Genomic DNA, 14328 nt, shown 5'->3' on the forward strand with positions numbered 1-14328 from the left:
GCCTCAGTGGCGACGAACAGCGCCATAGCGGACCACCACCTGGGTGATTATCTCAACCAGGCGCGGGTCCGCCTCCGGGGCGCTGAACAGGCGGAACTCGGCATCGGGCAATGCGGGTAAACCGTGTTCAGCGCCGAGTACCGTCAAGCCCGGCCCGACTTGGCTCTGCGCCATCGGAGCAATCGCAAACCCGGCCAACGCGGCGGCATGCAGCGCCGCATAACTGCTGCACTGCATGGCGCTGCGCTGGGCGATGCCGGCCTGGGCCAGACGGCTCAGCGCCGCCTCGCGGTAAGGGCAAGGCTCAGGGAACAAGGCCAGTGGCAACGGGTTCGGCAAGGCCACCAGCGGCTGCCCGGACCAGGCCCAGACTAATGGCTCACGCCACAGCGCCAAACCTGGCTCACTGGATTCGCACAACGAGCCGACCACCACATCCAGCTCACCCTGCTTCATCAAACTCAACAACGAACCGGGAATGCCCACCTGCACGCTGATATGCATGCCAGGGTATTGCGCCGCGACGTTTTGCAGCTCACGCAACAGGCGCGCGTCCGCGAACTCTTCCGACACGCCTACCCGCAGGTTTCCTTCAAACGCCGAACGCGTCAGCTCGGCCCAGGCGTCCCGGTTCAGGGCGAGGATGCCACGGGCATAGGCCATCAGCCGTTCGCCATCGGGCGTCAATTGCTGGGAGCGCGTGGTGCGGGTGAGCAACGGTTTGCCCACCTGCTCTTCCAAGCGGCGCAAATGCCCGCTGACGGCCGATTGCGTCAGGTGCAGGCGCTCTGCGGCGCGGCTGAAACCGCCTTCATCGACCACAGCGACAAAGGTTTTGAGCAACAAGGCGTCGAACATATTCTGATTGGTGATCAATAGATGATTTAAATACGATTTATATTTCAATGAGCGCTATGTTGCAATGCCCAGGTCAACTTTCCCTGAGGCCCCGCCATGACCACGCTCCTGCACATCGAATGTTCGCCGCGCAAACAGCGCTCCGCGTCGCTGGAAATCGCTCGCCAGTTTATTGCCCGCTACCAGCAGAACGCCCCGGACACCCAAGTGGTGACCCTGGATTTATGGGCGCTGGACTTGCCGGAGTTTGCCGGGCCGGTGATGGACGCCAAATACGCGGGCATTGCGGGTACGCCATTAAGCGATGAGCAAAGCGCGGCGTGGACCACCCTCAAAGCGCTGGCGGCTCACCTGCATCAGGCCGATGTGCTGGTGTTCTCGGTGCCGTTGTGGAATTTCGCGATTCCCTACAAGCTCAAGCACTTTATCGACGTGGTGTCGCAGAAGGACGTGCTGTTTGAGTTCAGCCCGGAGCACGGGGTGCGGGGCTTGCTGCACAACAAGATCGCGGTGAATGTGTATGCCCGGGGGATGGATTTTTCTGCGCCTGGCGCGCAGGCGATGGACTTTCAGAAGCCCTATATGGAGGCTTGGCTGGGGTTTATCGGGGTGACCGATGTGCACTCGCTTTATGTGGAAAAAACTATTTTGGGGGCGGAGGTGGATCAGGTGTCGCGTCTTGAAAGTGTGGGGGTGGCGCTGAAGCTTGCTGATCGATTGGGGTTGGTTGGGGGTTAGGGTCTGCTGAGTGTATATCCGTTATTTGGGTGATGGCTGAGTAGGGTTCCGCCCTGACGGCGGGTCACTTTTGCAAGGACCGGAATGCCGGCCCAGTCAAAAGTAACCAAAAGGTCCTCGCCCCAACACTCGGTGCCTCNGGTTCCGCCCTGACGGCGGGTCACTTTTGCAAGGACCGGAATGCCGGCCCAGTCAAAAGTAACCAAAAGGTCCTCGCCCCAACACTCGGTGCCTCGCTATGGCTCGGCATGCCCGCAATCCCTGTCGAATTCCGGCCATCGTGTTTGACGGGGCGATTTCAGATCAAGATCAAGATCAAAAGCGCAGATCAAAAGACCGCTGACTTCGTCATCGNAATCCCTGTCGAATTCCGGCCATCGTGTTTGACGGGGCGATTTCAGATCAAGATCAAGATCAAAAGCGCAGATCAAAAGACCGCTGACTTCGTCATCGAAAAGGATGTAAGAGCCGGAGCAACAGCAACAGCAACAGCAACAGCAACAGCAACAGCAACAGCAACAGCAACAGCAAAGCCATACTCGGTCAACTGTGGGAGCTGGCTTGCCTGCGATGGCATCAACTCGGTGCGCCTGATACACCGCGGTGTCTGCATCGCAGGCAAGCCAGCTCCCACAGAAAAGCAGATCCCAGGTGTATGCAAATCCGCTTTTCGCTTTTGATCTAACCACTCAGGTCGGCTACTAGGCCGCCGTGCTCTGCTTTTGATCTTGCTTTTGATCTGAGGCGCCCCGTCAACCACGATGGCCGGAGTGAGGGCACACCGAGCATTAGCGAGGTGCCAAGTGGTGGGGCACAGACCTTTTGGTTACTTTTGGGGCGTTTGCCAAAAGTGACCCGCCGTCAGGGCGGAACCCTAAGTAGCCGTTACCGCAGCAACGGATATGTACACCGCCCTCCCATAGCCATCAACCCAACTGTTTCTCAACCCACTTACCATACCCATCAATAAACGCCTGCAAAAACGGCCGGGTCTTCTCCGACACCTTACCCGCCTCGTCAAACACACTCCCCGCCCCACCCAGATACGCCTCAGGCTGCTGCATACAAGGCACATCCAGAAACACCAGCGACTGGCGCAGATGGTGGTTGGCACCAAACCCACCAATGGCCCCCGGCGACACGCTGATGATCGCCCCAGGCTTACCCCCATAGGCACTCTGCCCATAAGGACGCGACCCAACGTCAATGGCATTCTTCAGCGGGGCGGGCACGGAACGGTTGTATTCCGGGGTCACAAACAACACCGCGTCGGATGAACGTACTTGCTGACGGAAAGTACTGTAGGCTGCGGGCGGCGAGGTACCGTCGATGTCCTCGTTGTAGAGCGGCAAATCGCCAATTTCCACAATGCTCAACTTGAGATTGGCAGGGGCCAGTTCGGCCAGTGCCAACGCGACCTTACGGTTGATCGAGTCTTTTCTAAGGCTGCCAACCAGGACGGCAATCGTGTAGACCTTGCTCATGAGGTTTTCCCGACGTCTGACTAAAGGAGCTTGTAGTTATAGAGACTTCACGACAGCTTCACCAGTGAGTTTTGAAAATCACAACGCCGCTTGCCACGCACTCACCAGCGTAGGAAACGTCGGAAAACATCAAAGAATAGTATTTTTTTTCCATAGGTAAACTACCCCGCTCCATGACGGTCTACAGAACCGCAAATCGAGTGTTTATCTCCAGAGGTTCTAAACAGATGGCTGCAGTACTTGTCGGACAGTTCCATGCCAGAGACGCGGAAGGACGCGTGTATTCCGTGCATGAGTTCCAGGAATCCAACCCGGCGCAGGACAGCCAGGCTGGCTCGCTGCCTACCACCACCTACAAGCTGGCCATTGGCGACCGTGTAGAGAAATTGGAAGGCGATGAATTCAAATTGATCCAGTCGGGGACCATCATCACCCGCGAATCGCAAACCATCCTCGCTTCATAAGATCCCGCCTTATCGACCTGCTCAGTCCTGGCCATTACTGGCGTTGACTGGGCCGGGGGGGATCACGGGCGGCGCATTTGCGTCACCTCCACGTCCTGCTCGCCGTCCAGTTGCTTGAGCGTTACCAGCAACCGCCCCCGTTCGCCTTCAACGGCATACAGCGAACGCTTGTAGCCTGGCGTGCCGTAGGCGGGATACGCCACCACTTGCCTGACCAGCGCAATCTCCAGCACCGCCCCCACCTGCTCGCTCACCTGTTCCTGGGAACGGATAAACGCCTCAAGGGCGTGGTTTTCCGGGGTGCGTTCGTCTTGATTATTGAAGAGATAAGCAGCCACGCAACCAATGGTCACCAAGACCAGCAGTTGTTTGGCCCTTACCCCGAAAAACGTCGAGGGTAGAGGCATGTGAGACCAGACCTGTTGTTGTTTTAAGTGCCGTGCGAGCGGCATTGGTCGTTGATGATCAGCTGCGTCATTCTAATCGGGTCGATGGGGAATGCCAGGTGATTCAGTGGTCGCCGTAGGTAATATCCTTGTTATCGCCGACGCCGCCCAGGGTCCGGTCCTTGCCGAATGAAAACAGATCGAAGGCGGTGTTGGGCTGGGTCCCCGGGTAGTGGTACTGGTAGGCGATGCCCCACGGGTCGGTCAATAGCGCTTCCTTGACATAGGGGCCTTTGCCGTTGGCCGACGGCGCAGATTGCGCGGTCAACACCTCCAGGCCCTCCTCATCCGTAGGGTAGCGGCCGGTGTCCTGATGAAACTGCTCGACGGCCTTGCCCAGCTCAGCCACCTGAGCCTTGGCGGTAGCGATCTCTGCCAGCGTCACATCCCCGAACAGGCGTGGCCCCAGCGCCAGGGCCAACAAGCCAACGATGACCAGCACCACCAGCACGGCCCAGCGCGTAAAGCCACGCTGGGTGGGTATTTTTGCGGTTACAAGACTTGCCGGCATGATGAGGCTCCCCCTTTCCCTCGATTGATACAATCTTTGTATACCCTGGCCATGACAGTGACATACACACTGACGGTAGCCAACACGCACCCAGGCCTGTGCTCTTTTTTACCCAGCCATTGAAACCCCACGGCACTGAACATAGACTCCGGCGATGCGTTTACGTCATATCGAAGTGATTCAGGCCATTTTGCAGACCGGAAACCCTGGCTTGGCCGCCGAGTGGTTGCAACTCTCCGTGGGCGATGTGGACGCGACGCTCAAGGAGGCCGAGCAGCAACTGGGCTTCATGCTGTTTGCCAGCGTGCGCGGGCGTTTGCAAGCGACGCGCGAAACCCTTGAGTTGCAGGCCGATATTGCCCTGCTTTATGAGGCGCTGGAGCCGGTGCAACGCCTGGCCAGCCGCCTCAAACACCATCATGCGCCGACCCTGCGCGCGTTGTGCACACCGCCGCTGGCCAATCAACTTTTGCCACAAAGCCTGGCGCTGCTGCGCCGACGCTTCCAGGACACACCGTGCAACCTGTCGAGCCAGCCGACCCGGGAGATCGTCAGAAGCCTGTTGTTGCACGAGGCCGACGTGGGCCTGAGCCTGCATGACCCGCAACACCCGCAAATTCAGAGCACCGTACTGGCCCAGGGCAAGCTGCAACTGCTCGCGCCCCATGGCTGGCTCAAACCCAAGCAAAAGTACATTGCGCTGCAGGATCTGGCCGGGCAATCGATGATCGGGCTGGAGGGCCACGATCCGCTAAGCCGTCTGCTGGACAGCAAGCTGCAAGCCCTGCGCCCGCTGCCGGTGGTGCAGACGCGGGTACAGACTTATCAGATGATGCGCAGCATGGTCGAAGCCGGGGAAGGCTTGGCGATTGTCGACCCGTTCACCGCCTTGGGTGCACGGGAAGCCGGGCTGGATGCGTGTCCGTTATCGCCGCCTGTGCCTGTAGCCCTTTACGCACTGACGCTGAAGGAATCTGAACCCAACTCAGCGCTGAACGCACTGCTGGAAATCGTCGCACACAAGGCTCAAGCCTTGCTGACCGGCACAGCACCGGGTACACCGGCAGAATAATCGCGCATCCTGCCCTTGTATGGCCCTTTCACTGACACAACTCCTAAAAAGTCAGCGTGGAACCTTGCTCCAGAGACGTCGCACTCACAGAGGCAGAAAGCGCAGCCGCGCGCTTTCTGCCGGACGACAGACTCTAATCAAGGACAGCGTTTTTTATGACCCATCTCCAGCACGCCCTGACTCAACCGCCGTTACTCAACCCCATCAGTTTGCTCCCGGCACAGGACGCCAGTGCGTTAAATAGTAATCCACCGCCTTTGACTGCCACCCCGGCCAACGATGCGCCCCCTGATGAGCTCGACAACCCGGCGGCGCTTAAGAAAGCCTTTGCAGAGCACTGTAACTGGGAAACCCTCACCACAAAACTGCGCACGGTTATTGAAACGCTGCACACGGCCTTCCCTGACGATACCGCCAGCGGCCAGCAAACCCTGTTGGAAGCGCAACTGGCAGCGCATTTGAACAGCACCTCAGTGCCGGTCTGCGAAGGCTCCAGCTATTACCAGAAACATAACCTGGCACCCACCAGCATCGTCAAACTCGGCACATTCCTCAGCGGCAGCGGTTTGCCTGTCCCCAAAACCCTGGATGCGCTGCTTGCCCTTTATCAGGAGGCAACCCGACACTTCCAGACCCTGCCGCTGGGGGATTTCAGCGGCGCGCTGTCCTGGCCGATTCCGCTGTCGACGCAGGACAAACAAGCCATCGTCGACCTGTTGAACGCGCCTGACCCTGCCCTGCCGGACCTGCCGCTGACAGATAAAACCAGCGTACTGGGTTATCTGTTGTCCGCCTGCAGCCTGTCCGCCAATGACTTTACATTCACCAGCAGCGCAGTCGAGACGCTGCTCGGATCGGCCAAGGCGCAAGCGCTGGGCCAGGCCATTCAAACCCGATTGGGTGGCATTGCAACGAATACCAGTGTCAACGACTACTTGCTGGCAGCGATTCATCTGGGGCTGAACCCGGAGTCTGCGGGCTCACCTGCCCGCAACCACGTGGCCGGCCTTGATCTTGGTCAACGACAGTACTGGAACCAACCCGCCAACGTCGTGATCAAGGGTTTGGGCCAGCACTTGGTAAAGGAAGGCCGCGCCTCTGCAGCATCGGCAGACCTGGCGGCCCTTATGTTGCTGGCACGCAACGCGCCTGAATACCTGGTCAAAGACATTCCGCCCACCGTGACGTACGGCAGCGTCCCCTGGACCCAACTGGCAATCGCTGCAGCCAAGCTGGAAGTCGAATCACCCGGCCGCGTGCTCACCATGAGCTATCGCGAAGTACTCGCCGCTGCGGATACGACCGACGTCGGCGCCTCGCTCGCGCAACATATCCAACGCGAAGCCTTGCACAACTGGGGAGTAGTCAATGGCCACCTGACGGCCGACACAACGCCCACCGTGGCTCAAATGCGCACCGTGCAGGACGCCTTTATCCCCCAGCAAGAAGCGTTGCAGGCGACCGCCCTGGCACTCGCAACCCCCATCCCGATGCGTGAAGAGATGGGCATGGAATTGCTCAGGACCAAATTTCCAGGCGTTGCGGACGAGGTGTTCCGGGCAAAAAACCTCACCAAAGCCTGGTTGCTCCCCGGGCGGCCTGGCCGCTTCCCCGGAACGTATTCAATGCTGGATGTGGTGATGCACGGCGATAAGGTCAGAAATGACGACCTTGAACATTGGGTCACCCGTGACAAGCGCATCCCCATCGTTGAGTTTTGCACGCTTTCCGATAGCGGCGCACTGTCTGTGGCAGACACCTTTACGCAGCGCTACACGCCGGCCATCGCGGCGCTGGAGAAGGGCCATGCGGGCATGACCCAGCACCTTGTCTCAAGCTTGCCACCCGAGGATCGGAAAAATTTCGAATACGGAAAACTCGAATTTTTTCATACCGACGACTACCTCATCGGTTTGGACTTCTCGACAAAAACCCTGACCCAAAAGGGCCATACCCTGGATGTAAAAATCACCCGTGAAGGCCAGGTCAGTATTTACCGCATCGATACGCGCGCCGGGACCATTTCAAAACACGACTACTTGCGCAATATTTACTCGCCGCCCTACTCCAGGCTCGATAGCAGAGACGCCAACACACTGCACAGAACCGTGCGATTCAACCCCTTCGAAGACGAGCACAGTGAGCAAGCCAAGGAAAAACCGACGACCCGTGAAACGCCACAGGTCTTCGATTCCGAGCGCACCCGCTACATCGCCAAGGTACTCACCAAGCGCCTGGATTTGCACGGCGACGACCTGCTCGAACATGCCCGCGGAACCACCGCCTATGACACCACCCGTGCCGCTGACAAGGCGATCGGCGAATTTTTCCTGAATATGATCCCCTTCAGGTCGGCAATCATTAACTTCATGCAGGGTAATATCGGCGATGGTTTGCTTGACCTCGGGCTGGATGTGATGGGCCTGGTGACTCTGGGCGCAGGCAAGGCCGCTCAGGCCAGCAAATTGCTCACCAAGGGCCTGACCGGCCTGAAGGGCGCAGCGAGAACGGCGCGGTTCCTGGGGACCGTCGCGATCGAAGCACTCAATCCGTTGGGCGGTGCGGGCGACGTGCTCAAAGGCATCAGTCGCTGGGCCTGGTCCAAGGGCACCAAAGCATTCAACGCACTCAGGGGCGCCAGCGGCAGCTACGACCTGCTCAAAACGGCCAGCACACAGCATGGGCTGGTGGCCATGGGTACCTCAAAGGTTGCCGGGCACGACCTGGAAATGGGTGCGGTATTTCGCGGCGGCAACTGGCACGCCTTCGACGCAGCCAAGGGGGTGCCCTATGGCGCGCCGCTGAAAAATTTCCAACCCACCGTGGCAGCGGCGAACGGCGAAGTCAAAGTCCTCAACAAACCCATTCTGCTCGAGTATGAGGCCGCCGTATCGCCCGACTTATTGCAGGTCAAAGGCCTGCAGGGCAATGTCTACATAGGCCCAAACAACAAAGAATATATAAAAGTCGATGGCAAGCTCTATCAGTCCAGCGTCAAGGACGGCCAGCGGGTTATCCAACACCCCGGCGCGCCACGCGACGACATTGTGGTCAAGGACCTGGGCAGCGCCGGTTGGGAGCCTGCCGCCAGCGCCAATCGCTTATTCGGTGGTAACTCACTCACCCCCTGGAAACTCAACGAAAACACCTACGTCGTGCCGGTAGACGACGTAAAAATAAGCCCGGGCCCTTCATCCCCCTACACGATCAACTACCGGGGCATGAACTATATCACCACCTTTGATCCCAAGGCGGGCGCCTGGAAGGCCGGTTCGGGCAGCGCCGACGCAACGACCACCCAATACTTCTGGAGAACCGCAAAGAACAAGTGGCAGATGGGACCACTGGATGAACTTAAAAAAGCCCCGAAGATCCCCGAGCACAATTTCAGGTTCATCGAGATAACCCCGCCGGCCATCTTGCAGATGCCCAGTAATATCAAGCCCATCCCTACCAACATTCACTACTTCTGGGCCGGCGGCGAAATACCCGACAAGCTGGTCAAGAACATCGCGACCAATGCGGAAAAAATGCCGGGCTTCACATCCATTGTGCACGTTGACGCCGACACTCCAGAGTTACTCCAGGCCATCAAGCTCAAGCTGGAGAAGGATGCACCCGGCGTAACGGTCATGAACTTGCATGACGAAGACTTTTTCCAGCCATTGAAAAACACCGAGCTGTACACCTACTTCCGCAGGGGCCAGGGAAAAAACCTTGCCGCCACTTCTGATGTGGCTCGCTATCCGTTGATGAACAAATATGGCGGTATTTACCTCGACACCGACGACACAATCAAAGGCGCCGTGGGAACCGCCGGTTTGAACGCGGGCGACTCGGATATGCTGCTGAGCAAACCGGTCACGCACAAAATCACCGACTACAAACCCTTCTTCAATACCAGTAACTTCGCCACGCAACCCGATAACCCGGTCGTGACCGAAATGATCGCCGAGATGAACCGGCGCTTCACTAAAAACAAAGCGTACTTTGAGGCCAATCGCCCAACACTTTCCAGAGAGGCAAACGGCGGACTCACCTACACCGAAGATTTTCTGGAATACGAAGGCAAGGTCTTTGAAACCGTCGGCCCGAGCATGTTTGACGAGGTACTGAAAACCAAGCGACCCGACATTTACGATGCCGGCTTTGATGGGATGAGCAAAGAAAAAATGCAAACGCGCAATAACAGGTTCTTGCCCGGCGAGCCGTTCAAACTGGAAGATGACACTTGCCAGTATTATCTCGATAAAGGCCTGGCTGAGCCGGATGGGCTCAAACAGCGTGTGGCCCAGGCCAAGGCGCACTACCGCGCGCTCCGTGACCAGTTACAGATCAACATCGGCGCCGAACATTCGTGGATCAATTCCTGACCTGATCTGCCGCACGTCAACTTGGCCTGAACATCAGCCGTGAGGGGGTTCAGGCCATTTGCAACTCCGACTTGAACAACCGGTACCAGAAAATCGCCACTTCGCGGGTTTGTGGATCTATCCCGCGATAGCGCAATTGATCGATCCCGCCCATCACGTACCCGCAACGCTCATACAGGCGGCAGGCACCGAGGTTGTTGTTCTGGGTTTCAAGCATCATGCCCGGCAGGTTTTTCTTGCGCGCCCAGAACTGCGCCACATCCAGCAACGCCTTGGCCACCCCATGGCGCCGCGCAGGCAAGGCCACCGCCAGTTCGTCGACATGGGCAAAACCGTTCCAGTTGGTGCTGACCACAACGTGCCCCACCGCGCGATCATCCAAATACGCCATAAAAATCGCACTGTCGGGAACATCGCGGAAACTGGCGAACTCTTGCGGGTCGATGCCATAACATTTGCGGTACGGCAGGATGTGCTCCACCACCCATTGGTCGACGCGCTTGCCCATCTCCGGCACGCCGTAGGCGCCGACCTCAAAGCTGAAGTCATTGCCCCACACGTAGGCGTCAAAACCTTCATCGGCGACTCGAACGCTGAGCCCCGGATACTTCGGGTTCATTACAGCTTGCATAAACATACTTAACCCTTGATGCAATCGACGGTGTAACAACGACCACTGCCGTCATCTTCGTGCTGCAACCCATGCACATCAGCGACAAAACCGGGGAAACTGCTATCGAACGTGCGGGCAAATGCCAGGTAATCGATGATTGAACGGGTTGATTCGGTAAAGCGCTCGCCCGGCATGATCAACGGGATGCCCGGCGGATAAGGCACCAGCATCACGGCTGCGATGCGTCCTGGCAAGGCATCAATGGAAACGGCTTCGACTTCCCCCCTGACCAGATGGTCGTAGGCATCGGCCGGTTTCATCGCAATGTCCGGCAGCACCGTGTACATCCGCTTGAGGTGTTTGGCCGTGGCGTTGCTGCGGTAACAACTATGCAACTGGTCGCACAGGTCACGCAAACCCAGGCCTTGATAGCGCGCCGGGCCCTCTTTGAACACCGAGGGCAAACAGCTGGCCAGGCTGGCATTGGCGTCGTAGTTGCGCTTGAACTCGAGCAATTCGGTGAGCAAGGTGCTCCATTTGCCCTTGGTGATGCCCATGGAAAACAACACGAGGAAGGAATACAAGCCGGTCTTTTCCACCACCAGCCCGCGCTCCCAAAGGAACTTGCTGACCACTGCGGCGGGAATCCCGCAGTCGCTCAAGGCGCCACCGGCGTTAAGTCCGGGCATCACCAGGGTGACTTTGATCGGGTCCAGCAACACGTAGTCTTCGGCCACATCGCCAAAGCCGTGCCAGTCGTCCTGCGGGTGCAACAGCCAATCCGCCGTGGCGACCCGGTCGATGCCGGCCACCGACGGCGGCTGCCAGATCGAGAACCACCAGTCTTCGGCGGCAATATGCTGGCGCAGGTTGGCCAGCGCACGGCGAAAGCTCAGGGCTTCGTCGAACATCTCCTGCAGCAGCGAGCGCCCGGCCGGGCCTTCCATCATCGCCGAGGCCACGTCCAGCGAGGCGATGATGCTGTATTGCGGGGACGTGGAGATGTGCATCATGAAGGCTTCGTTGAAGCGGTCGCGGTCCAGCTGGCGCGCGCCGCCATCCTGCACATGAATCATCGAAGCCTGGCTGAAGGCCGCGAGCAATTTGTGCGTCGAGTGGGTGGTGAACACCAGCGGGCTGTCCGGGGTGCGCGAAGTGCCCATGCCATAACGCCCGGCGAAGAATTCGTGAAAGGCCGCGTAGGCGTACCAGGCCTCGTCGAAGTGCAACACCTCGACACTGTTGCCCAATTGCTGCTTGATCAGCTCGGCGTTGTAGCACAGGCCGTCGTAGGTGGAGTTGGTGACCACCGCCAGCTTCACTTTCGCCGGCCGGCCACGGGTCAAGGGGCTGGCGTCGATTTTGGCGCGGATCGATTCAGGGCTGAATTCGCTTAAGGGGATCGGGCCGATAATCCCCAGCTCGTTGCGCTCCGGGCACAAATACAGCGGGATGGCGCCGGTCATGATGATCGAATGCAGCACCGACTTGTGGCAGTTTCGATCCACCAACACCAAGTCGTCGCGTGCCACCATGGAGTGCCAGACGATCTTGTTGGCAGTCGAGGTGCCATTGATCACGAAGAACGTGTGATCGGCACCAAAGTTACGCGCCGCACGGGCCTCGGCTTCGGCCAAGGGCCCAGTATGGTCGAGCAGCGACCCCAACTCCGGCACCGACACGGACAGGTCCGAACGCAGGGTGTTTTCACCGAAGAACTGGTGAAACGCCTGGCCCACCGGGCTTTTGCGATACGCCACGCCGCCGCCATGGCCGGGGGTGTGCCAGGAATAGTTGGAGTCGGCCGTATGCTGCACCAGCGCCTTGAAGAACGGCGGCAACAAGCCATCAAGGTAGGCGCGCGCGGCGCGTGCGACTTGGCGGGCCAGAAACGGCACGGTGTCTTCGAACAGGTACAGAATGCCGCGCAGTTGGTTGAGCTCGCTCATGGCGTCGGCCGGCGCGTTTTCCAGGGTGACCTGCTCGCCCAGGGCAAAGATCGGCAGGTTGGGCGCCCTCACCCGCGCCAGGCGAATCAGCTCGACCATGTTTTGCAGCAGGTGGGTGTTTTCGCCAGCGCCCTCGGCGGCGATCAACATGCACGCCAGCCCATGATGCGTAGAGGCCACCAACCGGCCTTCGGCGTAATCCACCGCGGAAAAAATACTGAAGCCCTCTTGTTCCAACTCCCTGGCGATGCCTCTGACCCGATCACCGGCAACGGTGTCGGCCTTGATGTCACGGTGCACGATTAGAACAGGGAACTTCAGGTCTTTGTACATGAGTGCTTGGAGTCCTGAGGGCTATGCACTCAGGGTAGAAGCTGGGAGCGGATGTGGCGAATGAAGATTTTACAGACGACGCAAATCGACTGTGGGAGCTGGCTTGCCTGCGATAGCGGTGGGTCAGCTGGCTCAGCTGTGACTGATACACCGCTATCGCAGGCAAGCCAGCTCCCACATTGTTTAATTGCGTTCAGCCGTGACTATTGCTGAGTCAATTGCGACCACAACGCCGGCGCACCCGCCGACTTGGCAATCGCTTCCAGGCGCGCCGCATGCTCGGCCAGATCCTGCTCGCTGGCACGGATGATGGTAGTCGGCTTGCGGTCCGCCGCCAAACGACGGATTTCCGAAGGCCGGTTGCCCGAGCCTTCCGCCGAGCCGCTGCCATCGGAAGCGTTACCGGCCAGGGACAGGCTGGTTTGCCCGCCGGTCATGGTCAGGTAAACGTCGGCGAGAATCTCGGAGTCGAGCAAGGCGCCGTGCAGTTCACGGCCGGAGTTGTCGACGCCGTAACGCTTGCACAGGGCATCCAGGCTGTTGCGCTGGCCGGGGTGACGCTCACGGGCCATCATCAAGGTATCGAGGATCGAGCAGTGCCGGGAGATATCCGCACGCTCGGTCTGCCCCATCAGGGCAAATTCGTTATTGATGAAGCCGACGTCGAACGCCGCGTTATGGATGATCAGCTGGGCGCCGTTGATGAACTCGAAAAACTCGTCCGCCACTTCAGCGAAACGCGGCTTGCCCTTGAGGAATTCATCAGTGATACCGTGGACGCCAATCGCGCCCTCGTCACTGTCACGATCTGGTTGCAGGTAGACGTGAAAGTGACGCCCGGTGAGACGGCGACCCATCAATTCGACACAGCCGATTTCAATGATCCGGTGACCATCGGTCACCGGCATGCCGGTGGTTTCGGTATCGAGTACAACAGATCGGATGGCCATCAGGGTTCAGCTCTCAACGGTGGTGTGCAGTGTGGTGTGAATCAAGGTGCGCGATGTTAACACGTCAGCCGGCTCAGCTCTGTTTGTAGCCCCGCACTTCATCCACGCCACGATTGGCCAACTGGTCGGCGCGCTCGTTGCCAGGGTGGCCGATATGCCCGCGTACCCATTTCCAGGTGATGTTATGGCGATTGCATTGCTCATCGAGCAGTTGCCACAGGTCGGCATTCTTTACCGGCTCCTTGGCCGCGGTTTTCCAGCCGCGCTTCTTCCAGTTGACCATCCACTCGTTGATGCCCTTCATCACGTATTGCGAGTCGGTCACCAACAGCACGTCACAGCGACGCTTGAGTTCTTCCAGGCCGCGAATGGCGCCCATCAGCTCCATGCGGTTATTGGTGGTGTTGGCTTCGCCGCCCCACAGCTCCTTCTCCACGCCTTTGCACACCAGCAACGCGCCCCAGCCGCCGGGGCCAGGGTTGCCCTTGCAGGCGCCATCGGTGAAGAGTTCTACGGTATCGGTCATCAGTTGCTCGG

General features: G+C 58.9%; 12 protein-coding genes. 4 read left to right on the forward strand and 8 right to left on the reverse strand.

Translation table 11 applies throughout. The features are described from left to right. Positions 1-3: 3 nt before the first annotated feature. Positions 4-858 carry a LysR family transcriptional regulator gene (locus ASE80_RS14255; RefSeq protein ID WP_056859517.1) on the reverse strand — a complete coding sequence of 285 codons (855 nt, stop codon included), beginning with the start codon at positions 856-858 and terminating at the stop codon, positions 4-6. A 96-nt stretch (positions 859-954) separates the two neighbouring features. Between ASE80_RS14255 and ASE80_RS14260 the strand changes: the two genes are divergently transcribed. Then, entirely contained in the window at positions 955-1596 is a 642-nt protein-coding gene (locus ASE80_RS14260; RefSeq protein ID WP_056859481.1) for an FMN-dependent NADH-azoreductase, read from the forward strand. 926 nt (positions 1597-2522) lie between these two features. Here the strand turns inward: ASE80_RS14260 and ASE80_RS14265 are convergent. After that, positions 2523-3080 (reverse strand): NADPH-dependent FMN reductase, encoded by a 558-nt coding sequence (locus tag ASE80_RS14265; protein ID WP_056859482.1) that lies wholly within the window; start codon positions 3078-3080, stop codon positions 2523-2525. A gap of 227 nt (positions 3081-3307) precedes the next feature. Between ASE80_RS14265 and ASE80_RS14270 the strand changes: the two genes are divergently transcribed. Continuing rightward, positions 3308-3544 carry a hypothetical protein gene (locus ASE80_RS14270; RefSeq protein ID WP_056859483.1) on the forward strand — a complete coding sequence of 79 codons (237 nt, stop codon included), beginning with the start codon at positions 3308-3310 and terminating at the stop codon, positions 3542-3544. Positions 3545-3606: 62 nt separating this feature from the next. On the opposite strand, the gene ASE80_RS14275 is transcribed toward ASE80_RS14270, so the two are convergent. Further along, entirely contained in the window at positions 3607-3951 is a 345-nt protein-coding gene (locus tag ASE80_RS14275; RefSeq protein WP_056859484.1) for a hypothetical protein, read from the reverse strand. A gap of 103 nt (positions 3952-4054) precedes the next feature. After that, the gene (gspG, locus tag ASE80_RS14280; RefSeq protein ID WP_056859485.1) at positions 4055-4501 is read right to left on the reverse strand and encodes a type II secretion system major pseudopilin GspG; all 447 of its coding nucleotides are present in this window, start codon (positions 4499-4501) and stop codon (positions 4055-4057) included. A gap of 154 nt (positions 4502-4655) precedes the next feature. On the opposite strand from gspG, the gene ASE80_RS14285 reads away from it, so the two are divergent. Together ASE80_RS14285 and ASE80_RS14290 are read left to right on the forward strand one after the other, a co-directional pair. Next, a complete protein-coding gene (locus ASE80_RS14285; protein WP_056859486.1) occupies positions 4656-5573 on the forward strand; it encodes a LysR substrate-binding domain-containing protein in 918 nt (305 codons plus the stop codon). Positions 5574-5728: 155 nt separating this feature from the next. Further along, positions 5729-9946: a glycosyltransferase gene (locus ASE80_RS14290; RefSeq protein ID WP_056859487.1), complete on the forward strand. Its 4218-nt coding sequence runs from the start codon at positions 5729-5731 to the stop codon at positions 9944-9946. Positions 9947-9995: 49 nt separating this feature from the next. Here ASE80_RS14290 and ASE80_RS14295 read toward each other — a convergent pair whose 3' ends face one another. The 4 genes from ASE80_RS14295 to rnhA all read right to left on the reverse strand — a co-directional run bounded on the left by ASE80_RS14295 (position 9996) and on the right by rnhA (position 14317). Beyond that, positions 9996-10577 (reverse strand): GNAT family N-acetyltransferase, encoded by a 582-nt coding sequence (locus ASE80_RS14295; protein WP_056859518.1) that lies wholly within the window; start codon positions 10575-10577, stop codon positions 9996-9998. Between the two features lie 8 nt (positions 10578-10585). Further along, positions 10586-12841 carry an Orn/Lys/Arg decarboxylase N-terminal domain-containing protein gene (locus tag ASE80_RS14300; RefSeq protein WP_056859488.1) on the reverse strand — a complete coding sequence of 752 codons (2256 nt, stop codon included), beginning with the start codon at positions 12839-12841 and terminating at the stop codon, positions 10586-10588. Positions 12842-13044: 203 nt separating this feature from the next. Further along, a complete protein-coding gene (gene dnaQ, locus ASE80_RS14305; RefSeq protein WP_163005484.1) occupies positions 13045-13785 on the reverse strand; it encodes a DNA polymerase III subunit epsilon in 741 nt (246 codons plus the stop codon). A 79-nt stretch (positions 13786-13864) separates the two neighbouring features. Further along, positions 13865-14317, reverse strand: a complete 453-nt coding sequence (gene rnhA / locus ASE80_RS14310; RefSeq protein ID WP_003207474.1) for a ribonuclease HI — start codon at positions 14315-14317, stop codon at positions 13865-13867. Between the last annotated feature and the right edge of the window lie 11 nt (positions 14318-14328).

It is taken from the genome of Pseudomonas sp. Leaf15 (assembly GCF_001421425.1).
Lineage (GTDB): Bacteria > Pseudomonadota > Gammaproteobacteria > Pseudomonadales > Pseudomonadaceae > Aquipseudomonas > Aquipseudomonas salomonii.

Coding starts and splice junctions, on each gene's coding strand:
- ASE80_RS14255 (WP_056859517.1), bottom strand. CDS start 858: ATGTTCGACGCCTTGTTGCTCAAAACCTTTGTCGCTGTGGTCGATGAA.
- ASE80_RS14260 (WP_056859481.1), top strand. CDS start 955: ATGACCACGCTCCTGCACATCGAATGTTCGCCGCGCAAACAGCGCTCC.
- ASE80_RS14265 (WP_056859482.1), bottom strand. CDS start 3,080: ATGAGCAAGGTCTACACGATTGCCGTCCTGGTTGGCAGCCTTAGAAAA.
- ASE80_RS14270 (WP_056859483.1), top strand. CDS start 3,308: ATGGCTGCAGTACTTGTCGGACAGTTCCATGCCAGAGACGCGGAAGGA.
- ASE80_RS14275 (WP_056859484.1), bottom strand. CDS start 3,951: ATGCCTCTACCCTCGACGTTTTTCGGGGTAAGGGCCAAACAACTGCTG.
- gspG (WP_056859485.1), bottom strand. CDS start 4,501: ATGCCGGCAAGTCTTGTAACCGCAAAAATACCCACCCAGCGTGGCTTT.
- ASE80_RS14285 (WP_056859486.1), top strand. CDS start 4,656: ATGCGTTTACGTCATATCGAAGTGATTCAGGCCATTTTGCAGACCGGA.
- ASE80_RS14290 (WP_056859487.1), top strand. CDS start 5,729: ATGACCCATCTCCAGCACGCCCTGACTCAACCGCCGTTACTCAACCCC.
- ASE80_RS14295 (WP_056859518.1), bottom strand. CDS start 10,577: ATGCAAGCTGTAATGAACCCGAAGTATCCGGGGCTCAGCGTTCGAGTC.
- ASE80_RS14300 (WP_056859488.1), bottom strand. CDS start 12,841: ATGTACAAAGACCTGAAGTTCCCTGTTCTAATCGTGCACCGTGACATC.
- rnhA (WP_003207474.1), bottom strand. CDS start 14,317: ATGACCGATACCGTAGAACTCTTCACCGATGGCGCCTGCAAGGGCAAC.